This window comes from Candidatus Vicinibacter proximus, assembly GCA_016713905.1.
Taxonomy (GTDB): Bacteria; Bacteroidota; Bacteroidia; order Chitinophagales; family Saprospiraceae; genus Vicinibacter; species Vicinibacter proximus.
Map to the genome: position 1 here is coordinate 121,158 of JADJOE010000001.1, position 23,402 is coordinate 144,559.

Genomic DNA, 23,402 nt, shown 5'->3' on the forward strand with positions numbered 1-23,402 from the left:
GGTTTATTTATCCTGTTTTGCAAAAACTTTTTTGAGTAAATCTGTGGTACGGGAAGCTAAATTATGACGTATGTCATTTTCCTCTTCAGCAATTTTTTTGAATAATCCTTCAAGGGCTTTGTTTGTTACATGATCTGCTACATCTGGATTTGCTTTTTTCACTAAAGGAATCTGATTGTATTTATTAACTGCAGAAGACCAATAATCTAAAGCACCAAATTTATTGAGAGACTCCGTGATTACCGGTTTAAACTCGGCGTATAATACAGTTTGTGTGGTGCGCATAAGGTATTGAGTTGCGGCATTGTCTTCCCCTTTAAGGATGTTCCATGCATCTTTTATAGTCATTTGCTTTATAGCGGAAAGGAAAATTGGCTTGGCCTTGATCGCAGCATCCTCAGCTGCGCGATTAATTTTCTCCAACATATTTTCTTCCACTTTATCAAATCCGGGAATAAGCTTTAATTTATCTGTAACGGCTTTGGCTTCAGGAGGTAATAAGATCTTGTAAATGCTTTTATAAAAACCATCTTTTACGGATAACTGATCACTACCTTTAGAGGTTCCTTTGCTCAATGCTTCTTTCAAACCGGCAGCAATCTCATCTGTATTTAACTCTTCCAGTCCTACTTGTTTAAGCAGCTTCCCAAATTGTGCATCACAGGATGAAAACCCGAAAACTAGAAATATGCCAAAAACTAATATTAAATTTTTCATTTGTTATTTTACTAATTAGACTCCAAAAATAGACCAAGGGTTTTAGAATGGCCGTTAAAATAATGTGAAGATTGTCAAATAATGATTTTGATCTTTATCTAACATGATTTTATATATAAATATTTTTTAATATATTAGGATACTGTTTATCTTTGTGACCTGAAATCAAAGTCTATGGACATTTCCATCGTTATTCCGGCATACAATGAAGAGGAGTCACTACCTGAGCTGCTGCATTGGATTCAGAAAGTACTGGATCCGCTTGAATTGAGTTACGAAATTTGGTTTGTAGATGATGGCAGCACCGACAATACCTGGAATGTGATGGAAGGACTTCACTTAAGTCAGCCTACAATAGCAAAAGCAATTAAATTCCGAAGAAACTATGGCAAGTCTGCAGCCTTGAATACGGCTTTTCATGCCTGTGAAGGTGATGTTGTGATTACTTTGGATGCTGATTTACAAGATTCCCCAGAAGAAATTCCGGAACTGTACAGGATGATTAAAGAAGAAGGTTTTGATTTAGTTTCCGGATGGAAGAAGAAAAGATACGACAATGCAATTACAAAAAATATTCCTTCCAAAGTTTATAACAGAGTCACAGGGTGGATGAGCGGGGTCAAATTACATGATATGAATTGCGGACTTAAGGCTTATCGAAAAGATGTTGTTAAAAGTATCGAGGTGTTTGGTGAAATGCACCGTTATATTCCTGTGATCGCTAAATGGGCTGGATTTCGTAAAGTGGGGGAAAAAGTGGTCATCCACCAGCCTCGGAAATATGGTCATTCTAAATTCGGAGTGAGTCGATTCCTAAATGGTTTTCTCGATCTGGCCACCATTCTTTTTATTGGTAGATTTGGCAAGCGACCTATGCATTTTTTTGGATCTTTAGGGCTGAGCTTCTTTTTTATTGGACTGTGTTTTGTGTGCTATTTGATTTTTACCAAATACGCATACAATGTATACGGCATGGCTGGTAGGCCTGCATTTTATATAAGTCTGGTCATGATGGTTATCGGATCTCAACTTTTTCTGACTGGTTTTATAGCTGAATTAATTTCCAGAAATTCCAGTGAAAGGAACCATTACCTGATCACAAAAACTTTAGGATAAAATGGCTTCCACTGTCATTATAGGGCCCGCGCACCCTCTAAGAGGTGGGTTGGCATCATTTGACGAAAGACTGACGAGAGCCTTTATGGAAGCAGGATGGGATGCTGAAATCTTTACATTCTCCTTGCAATACCCTGGTTTTTTATTTCCTGGAACAACGCAATATTCTGATGAGCCGGCTCCAAGTAATTTGAACATTAAAGTATGCATAAATTCAATAAATCCATTTAACTGGATTAGAATTGGTAATCTTCTGCGCAAGAAAAAACCTGATCTTGTCATTGTAAGGTACTGGCTTCCTTTTATGGGGCCTTGTCTGGGGACCATTCTTAATAGAGTAAAAAAAAATAATTTTACCCGAATTATTTGCATTGCCGATAATGTAATACCGCATGAGAAAAGACCTGGGGATAAGTGGTTCACAAGATATTTTCTAAAATCTCCGCATGCTTTTATTACCATGAGCGAAAAAGTAAATAATGATTTACTTACTTTCAAGCCGGAGGCTAAGTTCAAAATAGTTGATCATCCACTTTACGATAATTTTGGTGATAAAATAGATGTTTCCAGTGCAAGGGATTTTCTAGAAATTTCCAAAACAGCCAAAATTGCTTTATTCTTCGGCTTTATCCGAAAGTATAAGGGGCTGGATTTGTTGATAAAGGCTTTTGCAGATCCAATTTTGAAAAATTCCGAAATTAAACTGGTTGTAGCAGGTGAATTTTATGAAGATGCTCAACCATATTTGGATTTAATCACAACTTTAAATGTACAAGATAAAATTATTTTGCGCACTCATTTTATAGCAGATAGCGAAGTAAAGTATTATTTATCCTCATGCGATGTAGTTGTCCAACCTTATAAGAATGCAACGCAAAGTGGTGTTACACCTTTGGCCTACCACTTTGAAAAACCCATGATCGTTACAAACGTTGGAGCACTACCGCAGTTAGTTCCACATGAAAAAGTTGGGCTAGTTTGTGAACCAAACGCTAAAGATATAGCTTCGGCAATTAAGCATTTTTTTGATTATCCCCCTGGTCATTTTCAAAAAAATTTACTGGAAGAAAAAAAGAAACTAAGTTGGCCAGCTTTGATTTCAAGTATTTTAAGTTTGCAACATGATTTGGAGAAGTAAAGCACCTTTTAGACTTGGACTAGCCGGTGGAGGCACAGATGTCAGTCCCTATAGTGATCTTTTTGGAGGGGCGATATTAAATGCAACAGTATCTTTATTTGCTCATTCGAGTCTTGAATTATTGGATGAGCCTGTAATAGAGTTTAAGTCCATAGATCAAAATAAATCTCTCAAGTTTCCATCCGGCACCCCTGTTCCTGTAAATATGGGTTTAGGCTTGCAATGTGGATTGTACAACAGACTTCTTCAGAACGGATCTTTAAATTCCAGAGGACTTAGACTAACTACTTCTATGGATGTTCCTCCTGGCAGTGGTCTTGGAACCTCCTCTACGCTAATGGTGTCCATGATTAAAGCATTTGCAGAGATGCTTAATTTGCCATTTGGTGATTATGACCTTGCCCATCTGGCCTATGAGATAGAAAGAATTGATCTTGGTCTGGCCGGAGGAAAACAAGATCAGTATGCTGCCACTTTTGGTGGTGTCAATTTTATGGAATTCAATAAAGAAGACCAGGTAATCGTAAATCCATTAAGAATTCGTCAGGAATATTTGAATGAACTGGAGCACAATATTGTTTTGTATTTTACTGCAACCAGCCGAAGTTCATCCGACATTATTGCAGCGCAACAACAAAACGTCACGGAAAAGAAAATCTCTTCCATCGAAGCGATGCATCATTTGAAAGAACAAAGTAAAATGATGAAAGATGCCTTGTTGAAGGGAAAATTGCAGATGATTGGTGAAATTCTGGATTATGGTTTTGAGCAAAAAAAGAAAATGGCTGACAACATATCTAACCACAATCTGGATGCAATTTATCATGCTGCTAAAGATGCGGGAGCGAGTGGTGGTAAGATTTCCGGAGCAGGTGGAGGAGGGTTTATGTTTTTCTACTGCCCACTAAATACAAAATACCGCGTTATGGAGAGACTTAATGACTTTGGCGGTTACTTTATGAAATATCAATTTACAACACAAGGTGTAAGAAGTTGGAAAAGCAATCAATAAAATGAAACAGATCAAAAATATAATTTCTGATTCCATTAAAGTTAAACAACTATTATTGGAAGATGAAAAAACACTAACTAAAATTCTGGAAGCATCTCATAAAATTCTGCACTCACTTCAAAATGGTGGTAGAATATACTTTTGCGGGAATGGTGGTAGCGCAGCAGATGCACAACACCTTGCAGCAGAATTTTCAGGAAGATTTTATCAGGACCGTAAGGCACTTCCGGCAGAAGCATTGCATACCAATACATCCTATTTGACTGCTGTAGCCAATGACTATAGTTACGATGTGGTTTACTCTCGTCTCATTCATGGTGTGGGTCATCCTCAGGATGTACTAATTGGAATCAGTACCTCGGGTAATTCAAAAAATATTGTACTCGCCTTAGAAGAGGCAAAAAAGATTGGTATGGCAACCATAGGACTTACCGGAAGTAAAGGTGGTATCATGAAAGATATATGCGATATAAATCTCGCCATGCCCTCAGAGGATACACCTCGTATTCAGGAATGCCATATTATGATCGGGCATATCATTTGTCAGATGGTCGAAGATATGTATTTCCAATCCTAATTTCGCACAATTGAGAGAATGCATCATACTTGCTGGTGGTTTTGGAACGCGGCTTCAGCATTTGATTCCCGACACGCCAAAATGTTTAGCCTTAGTAAATGGTAAGCCATTTCTTGACTATTTAATTCAATATCTGCTCACAGAAAAAACAGATAAATTCATTTTTTCCCTGGGTTATAAAAATGAAATAGTAATAAGCTATATCCAATCAAAATTTCCAAACCTTCCTGCAGAATTTTGTGTTGAAGAAAAACCTTTAGGCACCGGAGGAGCAATTCTTTTCTCGTTAAAAAAATGCACTTCCGATCATGTTTTTATCCTCAATGCGGATACATTCTATCCCATTTCAATAGAAAGTCTTTATAAATTTCATTTATACAAAAAATCAGATATATCCATAGCATTAAAACCAATGTTATATCCGGACAGGTATGGTACTGTCCTTTTGGATGATGAAAATAAAATAATTCAATTTCTTGAAAAAAAGCCTTCATCGTACGGACTCATTAATGGTGGTATATATCTCCTTTCCAGATCCTGGTTATCAGGCCTTGAGTTGCCGGAAATATTTTCGTTTGAAACGGAAATTCTTCAAAGGTATGCTTCAACTGAAAATATATTTGGGGATGTCCAAGATGTTCCTTTTATCGATATTGGCATACCTATTGACTACGAAAAATCGCAATCGTACCTCCCTGAGCACTTAAGCTTAATTAAAAAAGATAAATTTTTATTTCTGGATAGAGATGGCGTCATTAACACCCTGAGAGAAAAGGATTATGTAAAAAGTATTGGGGAATTTGAATTTCTTGGCGATGTACTCCTTGAATTACCTTTAATTGCAAAAGAATTTAAACACATTTTTATTGTCACCAACCAGCAAGGCATTGGTAAAGGTTTGATGAGTGAGTCTGATTTGGATGGTATTCATCAAAAAATGAAAGCAAGCTTTTTAGAACATGATGTTTCTATAAGTGAGATATATTACTGTCCTCATCTTGTTCAGGACGCCTGTGAATGCCGCAAACCAAAACCAGGAATGTTAGATCAAGCAAAACAACAATTTCCGGAACTTTTATTTGCACAATCCGTTCTAATCGGAGATAGTGTTGTTGATATGAAGATGTCTGAGAAGAGGGGATTGGTTTTCGTTGGTTTCGGCAACAAAATAAAAAATGAGCTTAATATGGAAGAAATGTCTAGAACATATACTGTGGAAAATTTTCATGAATTCCGAATACACGTTTTACCAAATTTAACATAGTAAATCTAAAAATTTAAGAAAATAATTGGAATGTAAATTCAGTAAAATAATTTCACATTTACATATTCAGATTAATTTATGAAGACATATTCCGTAAAAGAAATATTCTATACTCTTCAGGGGGAAGGTGCGCAATCAGGCAGAGCGGCTGTATTTTTAAGATTTTCAGGATGCAATCTTTGGACTGGAAGAGAAGAAGACCGTGTAAAAGCAATATGTAGTTTTTGTGATACGGATTTTGTTGGTGTGGATGGTACCTATGGAGGAAAGTATAAATCCGCAAAGGAGTTAGCTAAACAAATTCAAGATTTATGGCCTGACCAAATCGGAGCCAAACCCTACGTGGTGTGTACTGGAGGCGAACCGCTATTGCAATTAGATGAAGAATTAATCTTCGAAATCAAGAAATATAATTTTGAAATCGCCATTGAAACCAATGGCACTTTTAATGTACCAAAAGGTGTAGATTGGGTGTGCTTGAGTCCGAAGCCAAACACAAATATTCTGGTTGCGAAAGGCAATGAATTAAAATTTATATTCCCTCAACAAGATCTACAGCCTGATTCCTTCCAAAATTTTGATTTCGAATATTTTTACATTCAACCGATGGATGGGGTTGATATTTTAGAAAATATACAAAAAGCCATTAAGTACTGCTTAGAAAATCCAAAATGGCGACTAAGCCTACAAACGCATAAACAAATTGGGATCAGATAGCAAATTAATATTTATAAATTATAATTCAAGATTGAAATATTCATCCATTAAGGTTTTATAAATTAAGGATTCCGAAAGCACAAGAGGATCCCCAAAAACTATAATTTGCTCCTTTGCTCTCGTAAGTGTTACATTTAATCTTTTATCCAGACCGATCACGGACTCGTTACTAAGTTGCGAAAGTTGCCTGACGCTATGTACACAAGCTGAATAAATAACTATATCTCTAGCACTGCCTTGATAGCGCTCCACAGTATCCACTTTAATGGGCAGTTCCTGTAAACCTTCTATTGCCAGATTCTTTCTGATATTAGATATCTGTGCCCTATATGGAGTAATGATTCCACATGTTTGCTCATTCCATAAAATATTATTTTTATTATATATCTCATAAATTATTTTTACCAGAAAACTTATTTTTTGGGCTTCGTAATCATGAGTTTTTGCAAAGTAACTTTCTTCTTTGTTTTCAGAGGGTATAAAAATTGTTCGTTCTGAAGTTAATATTTCTTCAAGTCCAGATTTCACATTTAAAAATTTATCTCTTAAGCGAATTGTTTGCCTTGAGTTTTTATCCTCAGACATCAGTCCAAGTTTTTGCTCGTAAAATAATCTGGAAGGCAATTTCATAATATCCTGATGCATTCTGCCTTGCTTAGACAACATATCATATGCCTGCGTCCACCCATTACTTTGACACTGATGAAACAATCGCTCAAAAAATGAATCACTGGATCTTTTAATGCCTAACTTATTCAATTCAATATCTTTTATTATAGTCGAAGTTTCTGGTTGTGCACTAACCGCAGGAAGTTGCAAATGATCACCAATGAGAATGAATCGTTTAAATTTTGACAATAGACCTACTAAATTGGGTTCTAGTATTTGAGAAGCCTCGTCAATTATTACAGTATCAAATTTGGTTAAATCAAACAACTCCTTTTTTCCCTGAATGGAGGCAATTGTCGCAGTGAAAATTCTTTTCTCCAGAATAAATTTTTTGATTCTTTCTCTTGATGACAATTCACTCAAACGAAAATCAAGTAAATTTTTCTGAAACTTAGTTTGAATTGCATATCTTGAACCTATTCTTACAAAATCAAAGGCTGCACTTGTATCTATAGATTCAATAGCTTCACAAATCTCATCTACTGCTCTGTTTGTATAAGCCAACAATAAAATTCTCTCCTGGGTTTGATTAATCAATACCTCTACCAGATTTCTGATAACAATACTGGTCTTACCAGAACCGGGTGGACCCCATATTAAAAAATAATCCTTAGCAGAAAGAACTTTTTCAACAAGTCCAGATATATTAGGATCTAAATTTGAATGGTTTGAAATTTTATAAGGAGTTATCTCAGGTGGAATTCGCCCTAAAACTTTATCCCGATAAACTTTTGGGGATCGCGCAAACTCGTATAGATTTTCATACTGGTGCAAAAATGACCTGTCAAGCGAATCAGGCTCCAGATTCCAAGTAGTATTTAGTGGTAATGAAGTTGTATCAAATTGTCTACCTCTCAATCGAATTTGACAATGTGAATGACTTAAACCAACTAATGTACATTTATACACCTGATGAGACAATATACCTTGTCTGTCACTAAATTCCGGATAAAAAACCAAAGTGTCTCCCAATCTAAAACTTGTCAATAAATTTTGTGCAAACTTATTTTCCAAAGAAATTACCGGCGCGTCATTATCGTTTTGTTGAATTTCTATAATTAAAAGGTCCGCCAGAATACTAAATTGCATTTCCTTTTCTTCTCTGCTGAACAACCACAGCGAAGCTAATCCTGCAGTTTGAGTAAAACCACTTAATCCAGTCTTGGCAATCAGCTGTTCTCTGGCAACAAAATATGAGAAGTACTTAAAATATTTGCTTTCCAATTCATCTAAAGCACAATATGTTTTAATCCAAATTTCTGCGTCACGCTTTACAAAACTATCCAGAGTTTTAATCATTTCTGGTTGAACCTTGTCTAAAAAACTACCATTTTCAGGATTGGTAAATGCAAGATGATAATGCATCAGCACAATTGAATTGCGCACAATTAATAAATCTTTTTTTATTTTATGATTTGGTATAGATTGACGTAAACTATTTATTGTTTGTGAAGAATACAAAATGTAACACGGACTATTTTGATTGTCTTTGTATACAGATTGGGTTAAAAGATTATATAGAAATGCCTGTCCCTTGTGACTGGTATTGATTCCACTTGAATCCGTATTGTATGGTTTTCCACTTTTTAATTCTATTATCTTGCGGGTTCCTTCAGGTGATGCGAATAGTACATCCAATCGTCCTTGAATACCATAACTGTCTGAATAGTAGCTTGGTTCCAAATGAACTACATCCAATTTATCATATAATCCTTCAAAACGGTTTTGAACTATTTTTTGGAGATTATCAAAATGATCCTTGGTTACTTTTTTATAGTCCATATACTCCTGCTCCTCCAGCAATGATAAAGGCAATGGGTATTTATTAAATACTGCTGAAGCTAATTGTTCATAATTCAAAGTTGGATTAATAATTAGCTCATCCAGAAATTCATTTACAGTAGTTCCTATTAAAATATTTTTACTAGCTGATCTGGGTTGGAACAGGTTGAAAAAATGTTTGAGGGATGAAGAATTTTTTTCGGAATAACATTCTGCAACTGAAGTAACATCTACGAGATAATCTGGAAAAATCACAATGTCTTCAAAAACCCAATATCCACTTTTATCTTCTAAATGATGCACATATGCAGGTATGGGAAATCCATTAATTGCTATCGCTTTTCTGATCTGGTTTAAATATTGTGGGTCTATTCTACTTGTATGTAACTCAAGCATTTGAAAATCATAGGACTCTAAACTAATGTAAATTTTTTCTGCATCCATTTGCTGCAAACTTACCCTATATGAACCTTGACCTTTGTTGAGGACTTTTAAATCTTCATAAAATTCAAATTCCGTAAATACTTCCAGGTTCTGTGGAATTGTAGTACCATTTAATTTACTTAACAATTCGAGAAACACCGTTACACCAATTTGATTTATTGCGTCATTTGGATACAAGGCGGATTCATTAATTTTCTGGCGGTAAATGAACAGCAAATGATAAAGCCTTTTACTTATCCATTTTTTATGAAATAAATATGCAATTCGACTATTAAATGAATTAAATAATCGATCCCGTGAGTCCCCCAATTCAAGTACTAATTCGTCAATCCGGGCCTTTAATTCTAAAGATGGCTGGGTACTTTTCAGGTAATTTAATAATATACTCTTCTCCGGCCAATTCATATGCAGTGGCTCTCTCATAGCTTAATTGTTTAAATCCAGCCGAAGATAAGTCAATTTTCTAAATCAAAAATGACCATTAAATTGGAAATTATCCATGCAGTTTGAAAAACTTAAATTCAATTTATACAAATGTTTACATATTAAATAAATTTATTATATTTGCTATTAAATTTGAAATTCAATAGAATTATTCAGAATAATATTCTGTAATATTAAAATATCATAACTATTATTTTAATATTTTGTTAATTTGGATTCATTTGCAAAACATAATATCATCCACATTCGTTTACTTTTCATATCAAAAGCCATGAATAAATTAACTACAATGATTATTACACGTGCCGGAGCCATACAGGTGATTCTTGCTTTTACATTGATGGTAATCTTTCAGTGTCGTCAAAACGAAAAAGGAGTAAAATCTTCCAGTAAGCCACCAGTACAGTCAATTTCACCGGATAGTTCATTCATGTATACCACACCATTGAGTGAAGAGACTAAGTCCGCTCTTCAAAAATTGGCTGAGCCTAAAATGGTTGAAGGAAACATTGGAGAGCAAATTACAACCTTCATTAAAAATGGAATTTATGACTATGGAGAACAATTTAAGTTTATAGATATAAGGTGGGATGGCCGCACAGCCAAACTAAAGGAAAAATCAAGACTTGAAATAGATGACCTTGGGAGAATAATGTTGCTTTTTCCAAAATTAAGAATCAAAATGGAATCTTATTTGGACAACAATGGTAACCCTAAACAAGATGAAAAAATAACCCAGGATAGGGTTGAGTATATCAAGAGTCAATTGGTTTCTGTTGGAATTCAACCTGAAAGAATTAATATAAAGGGCTTTGGTTCAAAATACCCTGTTGGAGATAATAAGACTTATGAGGGAAGACAAATTAATGACCGCATTGAAGTAACCATCCTTCAATTGTTTTAAAGATTTATATATTTTACCTACTACTGGAAAAACCGGAGGTTAAATGTAACCTCCGGTTTTTTATTTTTGAAGAAGCCACCATCTAAAAATCAATACAATGCCTGGACTTGAAAAGACCCCTTGGTGGTTCAAGGGGTCTTAAGGATTCCATTTCAAAACGAAAAAACGGAATTATTTTCTATTGAAGGCTTATTATACAAACGCCTGCTTTGGTTGACTAATTATCTGTTTAATAGGAATTTCATTCCCATTTGAAGCAGATCATCTGAGATGTTACCATCACCGTCTGAATCTAACAATTTTCCAAAAATGCCAAGACCTGAATTTTGCTCAGTTTGCTGTTGCACTGTTGAACCCAATACTTGCTGGATGTTGGTTTGATCAACTTGATTATTTGCCCTAGCTTTCCCTATCAAACCCATAACAATTGGGGCAAGCATAGACATTAGGCTCAACACAGTAGAAGGCTCCATACCAAAAACTTTACCAATACCATTTGTAACATTTTGCTGCTTAAAACCCAGAATATGTCCTAAAATACCTGCGGAATTTGTCATTTGTGTCGGAGCGGCCTGACCTGAATTTCCTAAAAAACCCATTACATCATCCAATATACTGCCATTGTGATCCCTATCTAATGCACCAAGAAGTCCTTCCGCTCCAGATTCACTAGAACTGTTGTTTAGGAGACCTTGCATCAAGGTGTTAATCACACTTTTAGAAGCTGCTACGCCGATATTTGGATCCTGGATACCGGCTTTTCCTGCCATTTGTGCCAACATCTCATCTGGTAAGTGTTGACTTAGTAAATCATTCAAATTCATACATGGGTTTATTTAAATTAAAAACTCTATAACAAGTATTTAGAAAAAAAAATTCCATAAACATCAATCGATTAACTTTGTGGGGTGAAGAAAGTCATTTTATTTTTATTGCCATTTTTGTTTTGGACTAATTTAATTGGTCAGGCCAATGGTTATGGAGTTAAAGCTGGACCAGGATTAGGTCTCCAACGTTGGTCAGGAAGTGATCGTGCACCACTGTTTATTTATCATGTTGATGCTTTTGCTGATTCTGAATCTGAATCAGGAAATGTGTTGTATAGTCAATTAGGTTATCACCTTAAGGGGTCTGCACTAAGGATTAATCAATTTGTGGATGTGAATGGCAACCTATTTCCAGGATCCACATTTGGGATGCATTTTCATAATCTGGTACTGGAGCTGGGTATGAAAAAGTTTTTTCGTAAAGGTAAATTGAATGCATTCTATGGCCTTGGTTTAAGGGGTGAGTATACTTTGAAATCTAAATTTGAATTTTATCAGGAATACAAAGATTTTGTTCAACGTTGGAATTATGGTGTATCCTTAAGAATCGGAACTGAGTTTACCATGAGTAAATTCGTGAGAAGTGGTTTCGAGGTTCATATTGCACCAGATATTTCAAGACAAATTTTCGTACCACAGGGTGTGCGCTATTATGATCCACGCACCAACACGACCAGTCCGGGCGTTGAACAATCGGTAAGAAATACGGTAATCGAGTTAAGTTTTTATTTGAGGTTTCTCCAGATTATTGAATATATTGATTAAGTCAATCATTATAATCGAATAGCTAGCTTCTTTAAACACTATATTGTATAAGCCTTTAATTTGTATTGAACTTATATAAATTTAGCTTCTTTTTGTAGAGAATAATATCTTTGCAACTCATTTAAAAAAATATCATAATGCCATATTTATTTACCTCTGAATCAGTCTCCGAAGGACATCCTGACAAAGTGGCTGATCAGATTTCAGATGCTCTGATTGATCATTTTCTTGCTTTTGACAAAGAATCCAAAGTAGCCTGTGAAACCTTAGTAACGACAGGACAAGTGGTGGTTGCCGGAGAGGTTAAAACCAATACCTACCTCGATGTACAAAAAATTGTACGGGATGTGATAAGTAAAATCGGTTATACCAAGAGTGAATATATGTTCGAAGCGAATAGCTGTGGAATTCTTTCGGCCATCCATGAACAATCCGCTGACATCAACAGGGGCGTAGAACGTAAGAAAAAAATTGATCAGGGTGCCGGAGATCAAGGAATGATGTTTGGCTATGCAAGTAATGAAACAGAAAACTATATGCCACTTCCTCTAAGCTTGGCTCATCTTCTGTTAGAAGAACTTGCCAAAATCAGACATGATGGCAAATTGATGACTTATCTAAGACCGGATGCTAAAAGTCAGGTAACCATAGAATATAGTGATGACAACAGACCTCAAAGAATTGACACTATTGTTATTTCTACCCAACACGATGATTTCATATTGCCTGGGAAGGGTGTCAATGCGGTTGAAAAAGCAGAAAAAAATATGCTCAATCGAATAGCTGAGGATATAAAAACCATATTAATTCCAAGGGTAAAACGAAAACTGCCTGCTGGAATTCAAAAATTATTTAACGACCAAATTATTTATCACATTAACCCTACAGGAAAGTTTGTAATTGGCGGTCCACATGGAGATACAGGACTTACAGGAAGAAAAATTATTGTAGACACCTACGGGGGTAAAGGGGCACATGGCGGAGGTGCATTTTCCGGAAAAGATCCTTCAAAAGTTGATCGTTCTGCCGCTTATGCAACACGACATATTGCTAAAAACATGGTAGCAGCCGGTCTCTGTAATGAAGTACTAGTGCAAGTATCTTATGCCATTGGTGTGGCTAAACCGTGTGGACTTTACATCAACACCTATGGAACTTCTAAGGTAAAATTAAGTGATGGCGCCATAGCTAAAAAAATCGAAAAACTCTTTGACCTAAGACCTTTTGCCATTGAACAGAGATTAAAACTTCGAAATCCAATTTACTCGGAAACAGCTTCATATGGTCATATGGGAAGGGAAAATCGAGTAGTCGAAAAAACCTTTGTTTCCCCTGAAGGCAAACAAAAAAAAGTAAAAGTTGAACTTTTTACCTGGGAAAAGTTAGATATGGTCAGAACTTTAAAAGCAGCTTTTAAAATTAAGTAAAGCCCTTTTAGCATAAGCTTTTTATGTTCCAATGAATTACCTTCGTAAAACATTGAAGGCTAATGTCAGATCAAAATCCATATTTATCGTTAATTGTCCCCTGTTATAATGAAGAAAGTGTTTTGGTAGAAACCTACCAAAGGCTGATTAAGTTATTGAATCCTTTGGCATTCAGTTTTGAAATCATTTTCGTAAATGATGGCAGTACCGATCAAACACCTTTCATTTTAGATGATTTTGCACATAAGAACCAAAGGGTTATTGTCTTGCATTTTTCCCGAAACTTTGGCCATCAGCAAGCGTTATCAGCAGGTCTGCATGAATGTAGAGGTCAATATGCTGTAATTATTGATGCAGACCTGCAAGATCCTCCTGAAATAATTCCTGAAATGTTAAATCTTGCAATTAGGGAATCTGCAAATATTGTTTTTGGCCAAAGAGTGACCAGAAAGAAAGAGGGATGGTTTAAGAAAATTTCTGCGAGCATTTACTATCGGTTATTAAATTTTCTATCTGATGTAGAATTACCTCTGGATTCGGGTGATTTCAGATTACTTGATCGGCAAGTAATCGACACTTTCAAGGATCTGAAAGAGAAAAATAAATACATCAGGGGATTAATGGGTTGGGTTGGATATAAACAATTACCTTTTTTATATGAGAGGGAAGCCAGATTTGCCGGGAAATCTCACTACTCCTTCACAAAGATGTTACAGTTAGCGATAAAAGGTTTGTTGTACTTTTCTAAAAAACCATTAATGATAGCTATGAATCTTGGATTCATTAGTGTTCTAATTGGACTTTTATTGGCTATTTATGTTCTGGTCTCAAAATTTGTTTACCACGAGGCTGTTACAGGTTGGTCTTCAATCCTAATAAGTGTTATTTTCTTTGGCGGTATTCAGTTGCTTAGTATAGGTATCCTTGGGCAATATTTAGGTAGTATTTTTGAAGAGGTTAAAAATAGACCGGAATATCTGATCAGTAGAAGAGTAAGACAAACTTTCACTTCAGAAAAATAAAAAACCCCTTAACTTTTCAGTTAAGGGGTATAAAATATAGATATTTTTTAAATACTATTTCTTCTTAGAAAGCTCATAAAGCTTAGTTACATCCGGAGATATAATAAACTCAATTCTTCTGTCAACGTTGTTACCCTGACCTGTTGGTTCAAAGTTTGAGCGTCCTGCAGCAGTCAATTGATTCTCTTTAACTTTTTGAGAAATTAAATACCTAACCACATTAGTAGCCCTCAAAGTAGAAAGATCCAAATTATCTTTATAAGGGGCATCAGATTTAACAAGAGACTTATCTGCATGACCCTCTACGATAATACTCATATGATCATTCTTCTTAAATACTTCAGCAAGATTTTTCAAAATTGCCTGTCCGTTTTTGTTCAGAGATTGAGAACCTTTACGGTACAAAATCTTGTTCGGAAGCGATACGTAAAGTTTATCTCCTACCTGAGTGATGGTAAGGTCAGCAGCATTTACAGATGAAAATGCACTTCTCAGCTCATCTTTTATTCTTTGGATTTCACCTTCTTTGGCTTTGTTCATTTTTTCAAGTTCGGCAACCTGTCCTTGGAACTTGTTAATCTCACTGTTGGCACTACTTAGGTCAGCTTTAACTTTAGCTAACTGTTTTTCAAGATCCATTTTGGAATTTTCGCAATCCGTAACTTTAGATTTTTGAGTATCTAACATTTTTTGCAAATTCTCATAATCTGCCTGCAAGGCTTTGTGTTTCTTTGAAGAAACGCATGAGATCATTCCCAAACTTAAACTGAGGAATAAAATTAATAAATTGGTTTTCATTAGATTATAAATTAAAATTTAATTAAATTAAAATTGATCAACAAAGATAGCACAATTTGTATACCAAACTATTTTCCCCACCGATAAGATTTGCTGTCAAGACCAACTAAATCGATGGCCCTATCCGTAACGGTACTTAAAACCTCATCCAAAGTGGTTGGATTAGAATAAAAAGATGGTATCGCAGGACATAGTATCGCTCCTGCCAGAGTAACCGTTTTCATATTTTCAATGTGTATTAAACTCAAGGGAGTTTCTCTGAAAACTAAAACAAGTTTTTTTCTTTCCTTAAGCATAACCTGAGCAGCCCTGCTCATAAGATCTTCTGCAATTCCGGAGGCAACCTTTGCTAAAAAACCTGCAGAACAAGGACATACGATCATTCCATCCCACCGAGCAGATCCGGAAGCAAATGGTGCATTAAAATCACTTGGCCCAAAAGAATTTATTGCATATGAGTTAATGTCGATATCAGGATTCTCTAATTTCCAATTAACCATCGCCTGCTGACTGTACACCAATGCAAGTTCAAGTCCTTGCATTCCCTGAAGTTTTTCAATCAATATCCTGGCATATCTTGATCCGCTTGAACCCGATACGGCAATTACTATTTTCATCTTTTTAAATAATTTCTGCTACAATAAAAATACTGCCTGTTACAATAATCAGGTCTCCTTTTTCTGAATTGTTTCTTGCGGCTTTTAGCGCCCCACTTACTGTTTTGTAAGCCTTGCCGGTTAAATTATAATTAGCTGCTTCTGCACAAAGAATTTGTGCGTCCAATGCTCTGGGTATTTTAGCCTGCGCAAAATAATATTGAGCAGAAGGAGGAAATTGCTCCAGTACCTTTTGCAGATCTTTGTCCTTTACAAATCCACATACAATATGCACTTTCTGGTAGGTTTGCATGGAAAGCCATGTGACCAATTGTCTTACCCCATCCTCATTGTGCGCAGAGTCATATAATTCATCTATTTCCCCACTTCTTAATTCCCATCTTCCAATAATCGATGAATATAATTTAACATGTTCAAAACCATCTTTTACTTTATCCAAATCATTGGGTAAAATATTTAATTTTTGAAGGATGACTATTGCTGCAAATGCTGTTCGATAATTCTCCAGCTGATAAGGACCTTTTAGGTCAGGGGCGAATTTAAACTTTCCCCTTACATGTATTAAATCAATTTCTTCTTCAGCATTTTGTTCATGATCCAAAGTGACTATATCTTCTGCAAAATAAATATTACTTTTATTTGATTCTGCAAATTCTTTAAATATCTCTGAGGTCTCTTTTTGCTTTCTACCTATAACTACCGGGACCAGTTTTTTAATTATTCCTGCTTTCTCTCTGGCAATTTTGTCTAAACTATCCCCTAACACATCCGAATGATCCCATGTTATATTGGTTATTACACTCAATATTGGTTCAATAATATTCGTCGAATCTAATCTTCCCCCTAAACCTGTCTCTATGATTGCATAATCTACCTCTTGTTCTTTGAAGTACTTAAATGCTAGCGCTACTGTAATTTCAAAAAATGAAGGGTTAAGTTGTTCAATAAAAATTTTATGCTCAGATATAAAATCACTTACATATCTTTTTGAAATTAATTTACCATTTATTTTAATTCTTTCCCTGAAATCCCTGTAATGAGGTGAAACATAAAGTCCGGTTTTATAGCCATGGGCTGTCAAAACGGAAGCCAACATATGAGAAACTGAACCTTTACCGTTGGTTCCGGCAATGTGTATGCACTTCAAACTTTTTTCAGGATGCTCAAAATAATTGCAAAGTTGTTTAATATTGGTTAGATCTTTTTTCAATGCTTCTTTACCTATACGGTGGAACATAGGAAGCTGGCTGTACATATAATTTATAGCCTCAGAATATTTCATATTACAAAGGTTGATAAAAATTAATGATTTGTATCCACTGATTCCACCCAATGAATGGGCTTTCTTCCCGTGAAATGTTCAATCTGATGTCTGCAGCTAAATCCTTGAGCAAGAATAAATTCATTTTTATTTGCTTCCCTAATTTCTGGCAACAAAGAAAGATTTCCAATTTTCTCGGAAACAACATAGTGCTCTTTTTCGTATCCAAACGAACCCGCCATTCCACAACACCCGGAATTAATTTCTTTTAAAACAACATCAGATTGTTGATTAAATAATTGATGTATTGAGGCAGTAGTAAAAATTGATTTCTGGTGACAGTGTCCATGCATTAAGTATGAACCGCTCTTAAATTTTATTTCTTTTGTTAAATTTCCTTTAGATTTCTCAATCATCAAAAAATCTTCCAAAAGAAAAATCAAATGACTATATGATAACCAATTTTCATCATCCATTAAGTCTGCAAGATCATCTTTAAGTGAGCTGGCGCAGCTGGGTTCACACACCAATATAGGTAATCCTGCTTTCATATATGATTCTAAAGATTCAAGGGTTTTCCTTCCCTCGGTTTTGGCATGTTCTAATAAACCCCTTGAAATAGCAGGTCTCTGGCAACATCCCTCTTGAAATATATGCACATCATAGCCCAAATACTCTAATAAACTTTTTGCAGAATGTCCAATTTCCGGGTCATGGAATTTTATATAAGTATCTGCAAAAAGAACCACTTGTCGGGTACCACTCCTAATATCCTTATTTGTTTTAAGTTGGAATGGTTTAGATGAATAAAGTGGTAAGACCCTTCTTGCATCCAAACCTGAAAAATGTTCCAATAACTTTCTAAACCAATTACTTTTTAAAAGTGAATTCGCCAAAGGTGATAGTGTTCCACTTGCCATATTAGATAACTTGTGTTGATAAAGAATCAGCCTGTCTGCCATACCCACTCCATTTTCCTGATGTTGATGATGTAAAACCTCAGACTTAAGCTTTGCCATATCTACATTACTTGGACATTCAGATTTACATGCTTTGCATGAAAGACAAAGATCCATCACTTCCAATAAATGAGGACTGTTAAGTCCCAAATTATCCAATTGCCCACTTATGGCGAGCCTTAATGCGTTTGCCCTGGCTCTTGTGCTGTCTTTCTCATCCAAACTCGCTCTGAAACTGGGACACATCGTTCCTCCCATCGTTTTTCTGCATTCTCCTACCCCATTACAAAGATGGACTGCATCATGAAAACCACCCTCAGCACGATAGTGGAACATTGTTTTAACAGCTTTGTCCTTGTAAGAAGGACCATATCTAAGGTTTTTATCTACAGAGGGGGCGTCTACAATTTTTCCTGGATTGAGAATATTTCTAGGGTCAAAAACCGATTTTACCTCTTTGAAAGCTTGGTATAGTTTACTACCAAAAAATGATTCATTATAAGGACTGCGAGCCAAGCCATCACCATGCTCTCCGCTCCAGGATCCTTTATATTTTTTTACCAACTCAAGTGTAGCGAGAGAAATCTTTTTCATTCTCTCAATGTCCTCCTGGTCCCTGAGATCAAGTAATGGTTTAACATGTAATAATCCTACACTTGCGTGTGCATATGCAATCACCGGAGTGTCATGCTCCCTGCACACTTCAAAAACTTCCATGATATAGTCAGCCAGACTCTCTAAAGGAACTGCTGCGTCTTCAATAAAAGCAATGGGTTTTCTATTCCCTTTTACACCCATTAAAAGTCCTAATCCTTTTTTACGGACGGTAAAAATGTTTTCAATTTTCTGTTTATCCGAAAATAGCGGGTGGGCATAACCAAGATTTTGCTCTTTAAGGTCAGCAATCATTTGATTTGCTTTGAATTCAGCATCCTCCTTTGATTCACCGTAAAATTCTACAATTAATGCTCCTTGTGGATCTCCTTCTATAAAGTCACAATAATTTTTAGTTTCCAGGTTTTCTCTGCTTCGTTCAATCAACATTCCATCAAGTAACTCTACTGCAGCAGGACCAAACTTTACGATTTCTCTAACATGTGCAATTGAATCATAAAAAGAATGAAAGTGAACTACACATACAGACTGAAATTTTGGATTAGGTACCAAATTAATTTTTGCCTCTAAAATTATGGCAAGTGTGCTTTCACTTCCAACAATTAACCTACTCAGATTCCATGTTTGCCCTAAAAACTCATCGAGGTTATATCCTCCAACCCTTCGCATGACCTTTGGAAACTTATCTGCGATTTCAGCTTGATTTTCATTTACAATACGAAATAATGTACGGTAGAGATCTCCTTCCCGACTTTTCATTTCAAGCTTTTGCTCTAATTCCCTTCCACTTACATCTTTACACAGAAGGACACTTCCGTCATCAAGCATAACTTTCAATTCCAGTACATGATCTAATGTTTTACCATACATTATGCTCCTTGTGCCAGATGAATTATTGGCTATCATACCGCCCATAGCAGCCCTGCTACTGGTCGCAGGATCCGGGGCAAAATGAAGACTATGAACCGATAATTGCTTGTTTAGATCATCCCGCACAAGACCTGGTTGGACCCATGCCCATTTCTGCTCCGGATTAAGCTCCAAGATTGAATTCATGTATTTTGTAAAATCCAGGATAAACCCTTCTCCCACTGTTTGTCCTACTAAACTGGTACCTCCACCTCTTGCCAGTAAAGGTATATGATGTTCATAAGCATATTTCATAACAATTTCAACATCCTCCTCCGTCCTGGGGCAAATGACTGCTTTCGGCTTTATTTGATAATTGCTGGCATCTGTCGCATAAATACCGGTATATAAAGGGTCATCATAAAAGTCACCAGATAAGGTATTACGCAGTTCTTCAAATGTATCTTTCATTCTTCTACTCAATTCAATTATGCAAAAATAACTATTTTAGTGCCTAATAAATTATGATATAATGCCTGATCATTTAAGCGTTACGCTTTTTAAAACAATTGAGTCAACTTACTATAAGGAAAAGAAAAATCTTGTCGATGATATTAGTGAGTTGTTGCATATTCAAAAATCAAGCGTTTACAAAAAAATTAAAGGTGAGTCTGCGATTGGTCTTGAAGAGGCAGGGATACTTTGTGCCCATTATAAGATCAGTCTTGATGAAATTTTAGGTTTAAATGAGAACCTTATTAACTTTGATTTTCCGGCAATAAAAGGTAATGTTAAAAATGTAAATCAATTTCTTCAATCATTAGAGACCGATCTCCAAAGTCTATATCGACTTGACCCAACGATATATTATGCTACAAAAGAACTCCCAATGTTCTACTACTGTACATCACCAAAACTAGCTGCATTCAAATTCCATGTTTTTTATAATACGGTATGGAGAGATGATAAATACCAAATGATTTCATTTGATTATTCTCAATATGACAATGATGATCTTTTCAAACGTCAAATCAAAAATATTGTAAACTTATTTATGTCTGTTAACAGCATAGAAGTTTGGAATGTTGGAATTCTTGACAATACACTAAACCAAATTAGGTATTTCCTTGAATCCGGCTTGATGAAAGATCCATTAGCATCCCTGGATCTTTGTCAAGAATTATTATTGTTGGTGGATAATATTGAAGAGTTATGTGAAAATTCCAACAAATCATCCATGAAAAAATCTGATAAGCTGGTTGGTAGTTTTGAATTGTATAACAATGAAATAGCACATACCAATATTCTTGCTTATGTGGAAAGCAAAGTAATGCGATGTGTTTATAATACCTATGATAATCCAAATTTTATGAAAAGCTACAATCCCTCACTTTGTGACTACACTTTTAAATGGTTTAATCGAATCATCGACACATCTGCACCTCTATCTAAAGGAAATCTAAAAGATCGTAAAAATTTTATTAATAGGTTACAAGAAAAAATAAAACGTACTATAAAATTTTTGGAGCCAATAATTGATGAAAAATCATTCAATTTGTAATGTTATCAAATAATTTCTATGGACTATTTAGGCGAATGCCTGTCCTAATCCAAATAAGGACAAAAGTTTAAAATAAAATGAGTTTATAAATTCCGTTCCTTTATAAAACTACTCAATTGTGTCTGTAATGTTAGCTGGTTTGTGCCACCTGCAATATGGTAAAGTGCATAAGAATAATCTAATTTAAACTTAGATATTTTAAATCCCATGCCAAAAGACAAACCAGAAAAAGAGGCGTAATCCTTTGCATTAAGTTCCTTACGACGAAGATGATTATAACCTATTCTCAGACTGATGGCTTCCTTTTTACCTAAGAGCATCTCACCTCCAAAGGCAAGATGTCTTAAGATATTATCGCTTATTTTATTAAAATCACTTTTGTTCTTTATCTCCTCAAATAAGTTGCCAGATTGACTGATAAGGGGGTCATCATACCTGACATTCCATCGCTCTAGGTGATGGGCAGTTATATGATAGATAAAAGGTAAATGCTTCAATCGCTTTGAAATACCTAATTCCAAAGTCAATGGTAAATTTTCTCTTACTTTTTCATAAGCATCAAAGCTAAAACCAAGATTTCGAACTACAAATGCCAACGATGTTTTATTTACTGGATTATAATACTGCATCCCAATGCTTAAACCCAAAGCATTAGAGCTCGCAAGACCAAGGCTGCTAAAAATATAATTAATATTTGCTCCAGCCCTTATTCTTTCATTCAATTGTTTCGCTCCGCCAATGTAAAAAGCAGATTCCCTAACTTTAAATTCTCCATTAATCTGACCATAAATATCTGCCAATGGAATGGAGGAGGAATTTAGGTATTGAATTCCGGCCTGCCATTGGAGACCCCATCTTCCGGGTTTAAGAGTATAAGAAAAGTGCCCTGATCCAATTTGGCTAAAATAAAATTGATGTGAAAAATTAAGTGAGGTACTCATTTTTTCATTGATCAAAGCTGGATTTAGTAATGCCGTTCCCGCATCGTAACTTGAATAAGACATTGCGTGTGATCCAAGTGCAGTATTTCTTGAAGATGGAGAGAGATTTAAAAAAAAGTATGAAGCATAACCTCCGGTTTGTGCCTTTGCTTCAGGAATAAAACAAGATGTCAAAAAGAAAGCAAGAATAGTAAAAGTTGAAATAACTCTATTTTGTTCTGTAGACAAATTAATTAACGAAGTGGTGTATTGTACTGGTTTAAAATCAGGCATATCAATTAGTTTTAGTGCTATCCAATTCTGTTGACCAGATGGTGGAACAGATTCCCTCCTTGCAGTTCATTTTTTTTATTAAAGTTCCAAGGCTGTCGTATAAATTAAGTAATCCTTCTTCGTTTGGACCATTCTTATATGACCCCTGAGCCTTAATTTTTCCGTTTTCATAATACTCCTCGAAAGGTCCATTTTCCTGACTTCCATTCATCTGCACAATCTCCTTAAGTTGTCCACCAGGATAATATGCTTTCAATGTACCACTCATTTCGTTATTAATATATTTGCACTCAAGTTGGAGTTGCCCGTTTGGGTAGAAAACTTTGTATGGTCCGTCAAATAAATCCATTTTATAATTTTCAAGGCTATAAAGTAGGCCTTTTTCATAAATTTTTCTTTCTCCATCTAACTTTCCATCCTTATAATTTGCACTTTCCAAAAGTCGCCCTAGTTCATCAAATTTTTCATAAAACCCATCCTTTAGTCTTCCGGTATCTCTAAGGCTAGTGGTAATCCTTTCTATCAAAACCCCCTGATCATTCTTAATCTCAATGACTTTTACTCTGTTACACGAGAGTGCAATTAAAATAAAAAGGGCGAATTTTAATACGGATGATAGGAAATTCATGAGTTGATAACGTCTTTTTTAACAAAATCTTTTAGACCTAATAAAAAAGCCCCTTTATTTCTAAAGAGGCTTTTT

At 35.4% G+C, this 23,402-nt stretch carries 20 protein-coding genes; 11 read left to right on the forward strand and 9 right to left on the reverse strand.

Annotated elements, in window-relative coordinates; all coding sequences use genetic code 11:
* Positions 1-3 precede the first annotated feature (3 nt).
* On the reverse strand, positions 4-717 hold the full coding sequence (locus IPJ83_00465) for a DUF4197 domain-containing protein (protein ID MBK7879020.1): 714 nt from the start codon (positions 715-717) through the stop codon (positions 4-6).
* Positions 718-891: 174 nt separating this feature from the next.
* Here IPJ83_00465 and IPJ83_00470 point away from each other — a divergent pair, with 174 nt between their 5' ends.
* The 6 genes from IPJ83_00470 to queE all read left to right on the forward strand — a co-directional run bounded on the left by IPJ83_00470 (position 892) and on the right by queE (position 6,541).
* Entirely contained in the window at positions 892-1,833 is a 942-nt protein-coding gene (locus IPJ83_00470; protein MBK7879021.1) for a glycosyltransferase family 2 protein, read from the forward strand.
* 1 nt (position 1,834) lies between these two features.
* Complete coding sequence (locus IPJ83_00475; GenBank protein MBK7879022.1) at positions 1,835-2,971, forward strand: glycosyltransferase; 1,137 nt, start codon at positions 1,835-1,837, stop codon at positions 2,969-2,971.
* Positions 2,955-3,983 (forward strand): dehydrogenase, encoded by a 1,029-nt coding sequence (locus IPJ83_00480; protein MBK7879023.1) that lies wholly within the window; start codon positions 2,955-2,957, stop codon positions 3,981-3,983. The genes IPJ83_00475 and IPJ83_00480 overlap by 17 nt, the downstream gene beginning before the upstream one ends.
* A 1-nt stretch (position 3,984) precedes the next feature.
* The gene (locus tag IPJ83_00485; protein MBK7879024.1) at positions 3,985-4,560 is read left to right on the forward strand and encodes a D-sedoheptulose 7-phosphate isomerase; all 576 of its coding nucleotides are present in this window, start codon (positions 3,985-3,987) and stop codon (positions 4,558-4,560) included.
* A gap of 10 nt (positions 4,561-4,570) precedes the next feature.
* Positions 4,571-5,824: an HAD-IIIA family hydrolase gene (locus IPJ83_00490; protein MBK7879025.1), complete on the forward strand. Its 1,254-nt coding sequence runs from the start codon at positions 4,571-4,573 to the stop codon at positions 5,822-5,824.
* 78 nt (positions 5,825-5,902) lie between these two features.
* Entirely contained in the window at positions 5,903-6,541 is a 639-nt protein-coding gene (gene queE, locus IPJ83_00495) for a 7-carboxy-7-deazaguanine synthase (GenBank protein MBK7879026.1), read from the forward strand.
* An 18-nt stretch (positions 6,542-6,559) separates the two neighbouring features.
* Here queE and IPJ83_00500 read toward each other — a convergent pair whose 3' ends face one another.
* Positions 6,560-9,859, reverse strand: coding sequence for an AAA family ATPase (locus tag IPJ83_00500; protein MBK7879027.1), 3,300 nt, complete (start codon positions 9,857-9,859; stop codon positions 6,560-6,562).
* A gap of 292 nt (positions 9,860-10,151) precedes the next feature.
* On the opposite strand from IPJ83_00500, the gene IPJ83_00505 reads away from it, so the two are divergent.
* Positions 10,152-10,784, forward strand: a complete 633-nt coding sequence (locus tag IPJ83_00505; GenBank protein ID MBK7879028.1) for an OmpA family protein — start codon at positions 10,152-10,154, stop codon at positions 10,782-10,784.
* 221 nt (positions 10,785-11,005) lie between these two features.
* On the opposite strand, the gene IPJ83_00510 is transcribed toward IPJ83_00505, so the two are convergent.
* Positions 11,006-11,608: a DUF937 domain-containing protein gene (locus tag IPJ83_00510; GenBank protein MBK7879029.1), complete on the reverse strand. Its 603-nt coding sequence runs from the start codon at positions 11,606-11,608 to the stop codon at positions 11,006-11,008.
* A gap of 84 nt (positions 11,609-11,692) precedes the next feature.
* Here IPJ83_00510 and IPJ83_00515 point away from each other — a divergent pair, with 84 nt between their 5' ends.
* From IPJ83_00515 to IPJ83_00525, 3 genes are all read left to right on the forward strand, one after another.
* Positions 11,693-12,376 (forward strand): hypothetical protein, encoded by a 684-nt coding sequence (locus tag IPJ83_00515; protein MBK7879030.1) that lies wholly within the window; start codon positions 11,693-11,695, stop codon positions 12,374-12,376.
* A 137-nt stretch (positions 12,377-12,513) separates the two neighbouring features.
* Positions 12,514-13,803 carry a methionine adenosyltransferase gene (locus IPJ83_00520; GenBank protein MBK7879031.1) on the forward strand — a complete coding sequence of 430 codons (1,290 nt, stop codon included), beginning with the start codon at positions 12,514-12,516 and terminating at the stop codon, positions 13,801-13,803.
* Between the two features lie 62 nt (positions 13,804-13,865).
* On the forward strand, positions 13,866-14,825 hold the full coding sequence (locus tag IPJ83_00525) for a glycosyltransferase family 2 protein (GenBank protein MBK7879032.1): 960 nt from the start codon (positions 13,866-13,868) through the stop codon (positions 14,823-14,825).
* 54 nt (positions 14,826-14,879) lie between these two features.
* Here the strand turns inward: IPJ83_00525 and IPJ83_00530 are convergent, their stop codons facing one another.
* The 4 genes from IPJ83_00530 to IPJ83_00545 all read right to left on the reverse strand — a co-directional run bounded on the left by IPJ83_00530 (position 14,880) and on the right by IPJ83_00545 (position 20,395).
* On the reverse strand, positions 14,880-15,623 hold the full coding sequence (locus IPJ83_00530; GenBank protein ID MBK7879033.1) for an OmpA family protein: 744 nt from the start codon (positions 15,621-15,623) through the stop codon (positions 14,880-14,882).
* Between the two features lie 68 nt (positions 15,624-15,691).
* Positions 15,692-16,240, reverse strand: a complete 549-nt coding sequence (locus IPJ83_00535) for a UbiX family flavin prenyltransferase (GenBank protein ID MBK7879034.1) — start codon at positions 16,238-16,240, stop codon at positions 15,692-15,694.
* A 4-nt stretch (positions 16,241-16,244) separates the two neighbouring features.
* The gene (locus IPJ83_00540; GenBank protein ID MBK7879035.1) at positions 16,245-17,522 is read right to left on the reverse strand and encodes a bifunctional folylpolyglutamate synthase/dihydrofolate synthase; all 1,278 of its coding nucleotides are present in this window, start codon (positions 17,520-17,522) and stop codon (positions 16,245-16,247) included.
* A gap of 20 nt (positions 17,523-17,542) precedes the next feature.
* Positions 17,543-20,395 (reverse strand): FAD-binding protein, encoded by a 2,853-nt coding sequence (locus IPJ83_00545; protein MBK7879036.1) that lies wholly within the window; start codon positions 20,393-20,395, stop codon positions 17,543-17,545.
* Between the two features lie 61 nt (positions 20,396-20,456).
* Between IPJ83_00545 and IPJ83_00550 the strand changes: the two genes are divergently transcribed.
* The gene (locus IPJ83_00550; GenBank protein MBK7879037.1) at positions 20,457-21,485 is read left to right on the forward strand and encodes a hypothetical protein; all 1,029 of its coding nucleotides are present in this window, start codon (positions 20,457-20,459) and stop codon (positions 21,483-21,485) included.
* A gap of 83 nt (positions 21,486-21,568) precedes the next feature.
* Here the strand turns inward: IPJ83_00550 and porQ are convergent, their stop codons facing one another.
* On the reverse strand, positions 21,569-22,699 hold the full coding sequence (gene porQ / locus IPJ83_00555) for a type IX secretion system protein PorQ (protein ID MBK7879038.1): 1,131 nt from the start codon (positions 22,697-22,699) through the stop codon (positions 21,569-21,571).
* 1 nt (position 22,700) lies between these two features.
* Positions 22,701-23,327: a toxin-antitoxin system YwqK family antitoxin gene (locus IPJ83_00560; protein MBK7879039.1), complete on the reverse strand. Its 627-nt coding sequence runs from the start codon at positions 23,325-23,327 to the stop codon at positions 22,701-22,703.
* Positions 23,328-23,402: the final 75 nt, after the last annotated feature.

Bases quoted from the DNA above. Each gene is read 5' to 3' on its own strand.
- IPJ83_00505 (MBK7879028.1), top strand. From the start codon at position 10,152: ATGAATAAATTAACTACAATGATTATTACACGTGCCGGAGCCATACAG.
- IPJ83_00510 (MBK7879029.1), bottom strand. From the start codon at position 11,608: ATGAATTTGAATGATTTACTAAGTCAACACTTACCAGATGAGATGTTG.
- porQ (MBK7879038.1), bottom strand. From the start codon at position 22,699: ATGCCTGATTTTAAACCAGTACAATACACCACTTCGTTAATTAATTTG.
- IPJ83_00500 (MBK7879027.1), bottom strand. From the start codon at position 9,859: ATGAGAGAGCCACTGCATATGAATTGGCCGGAGAAGAGTATATTATTA.
- IPJ83_00550 (MBK7879037.1), top strand. From the start codon at position 20,457: ATGCCTGATCATTTAAGCGTTACGCTTTTTAAAACAATTGAGTCAACT.
- IPJ83_00530 (MBK7879033.1), bottom strand. From the start codon at position 15,623: ATGAAAACCAATTTATTAATTTTATTCCTCAGTTTAAGTTTGGGAATG.
- IPJ83_00560 (MBK7879039.1), bottom strand. From the start codon at position 23,327: ATGAATTTCCTATCATCCGTATTAAAATTCGCCCTTTTTATTTTAATT.
- IPJ83_00465 (MBK7879020.1), bottom strand. From the start codon at position 717: ATGAAAAATTTAATATTAGTTTTTGGCATATTTCTAGTTTTCGGGTTT.
- IPJ83_00470 (MBK7879021.1), top strand. From the start codon at position 892: ATGGACATTTCCATCGTTATTCCGGCATACAATGAAGAGGAGTCACTA.
- IPJ83_00525 (MBK7879032.1), top strand. From the start codon at position 13,866: ATGTCAGATCAAAATCCATATTTATCGTTAATTGTCCCCTGTTATAAT.
- IPJ83_00485 (MBK7879024.1), top strand. From the start codon at position 3,985: ATGAAACAGATCAAAAATATAATTTCTGATTCCATTAAAGTTAAACAA.
- IPJ83_00535 (MBK7879034.1), bottom strand. From the start codon at position 16,240: ATGAAAATAGTAATTGCCGTATCGGGTTCAAGCGGATCAAGATATGCC.
- IPJ83_00520 (MBK7879031.1), top strand. From the start codon at position 12,514: ATGCCATATTTATTTACCTCTGAATCAGTCTCCGAAGGACATCCTGAC.
- IPJ83_00475 (MBK7879022.1), top strand. From the start codon at position 1,835: ATGGCTTCCACTGTCATTATAGGGCCCGCGCACCCTCTAAGAGGTGGG.
- IPJ83_00480 (MBK7879023.1), top strand. From the start codon at position 2,955: ATGATTTGGAGAAGTAAAGCACCTTTTAGACTTGGACTAGCCGGTGGA.
- IPJ83_00540 (MBK7879035.1), bottom strand. From the start codon at position 17,522: ATGAAATATTCTGAGGCTATAAATTATATGTACAGCCAGCTTCCTATG.
- IPJ83_00545 (MBK7879036.1), bottom strand. From the start codon at position 20,395: ATGAAAGATACATTTGAAGAACTGCGTAATACCTTATCTGGTGACTTT.
- queE (MBK7879026.1), top strand. From the start codon at position 5,903: ATGAAGACATATTCCGTAAAAGAAATATTCTATACTCTTCAGGGGGAA.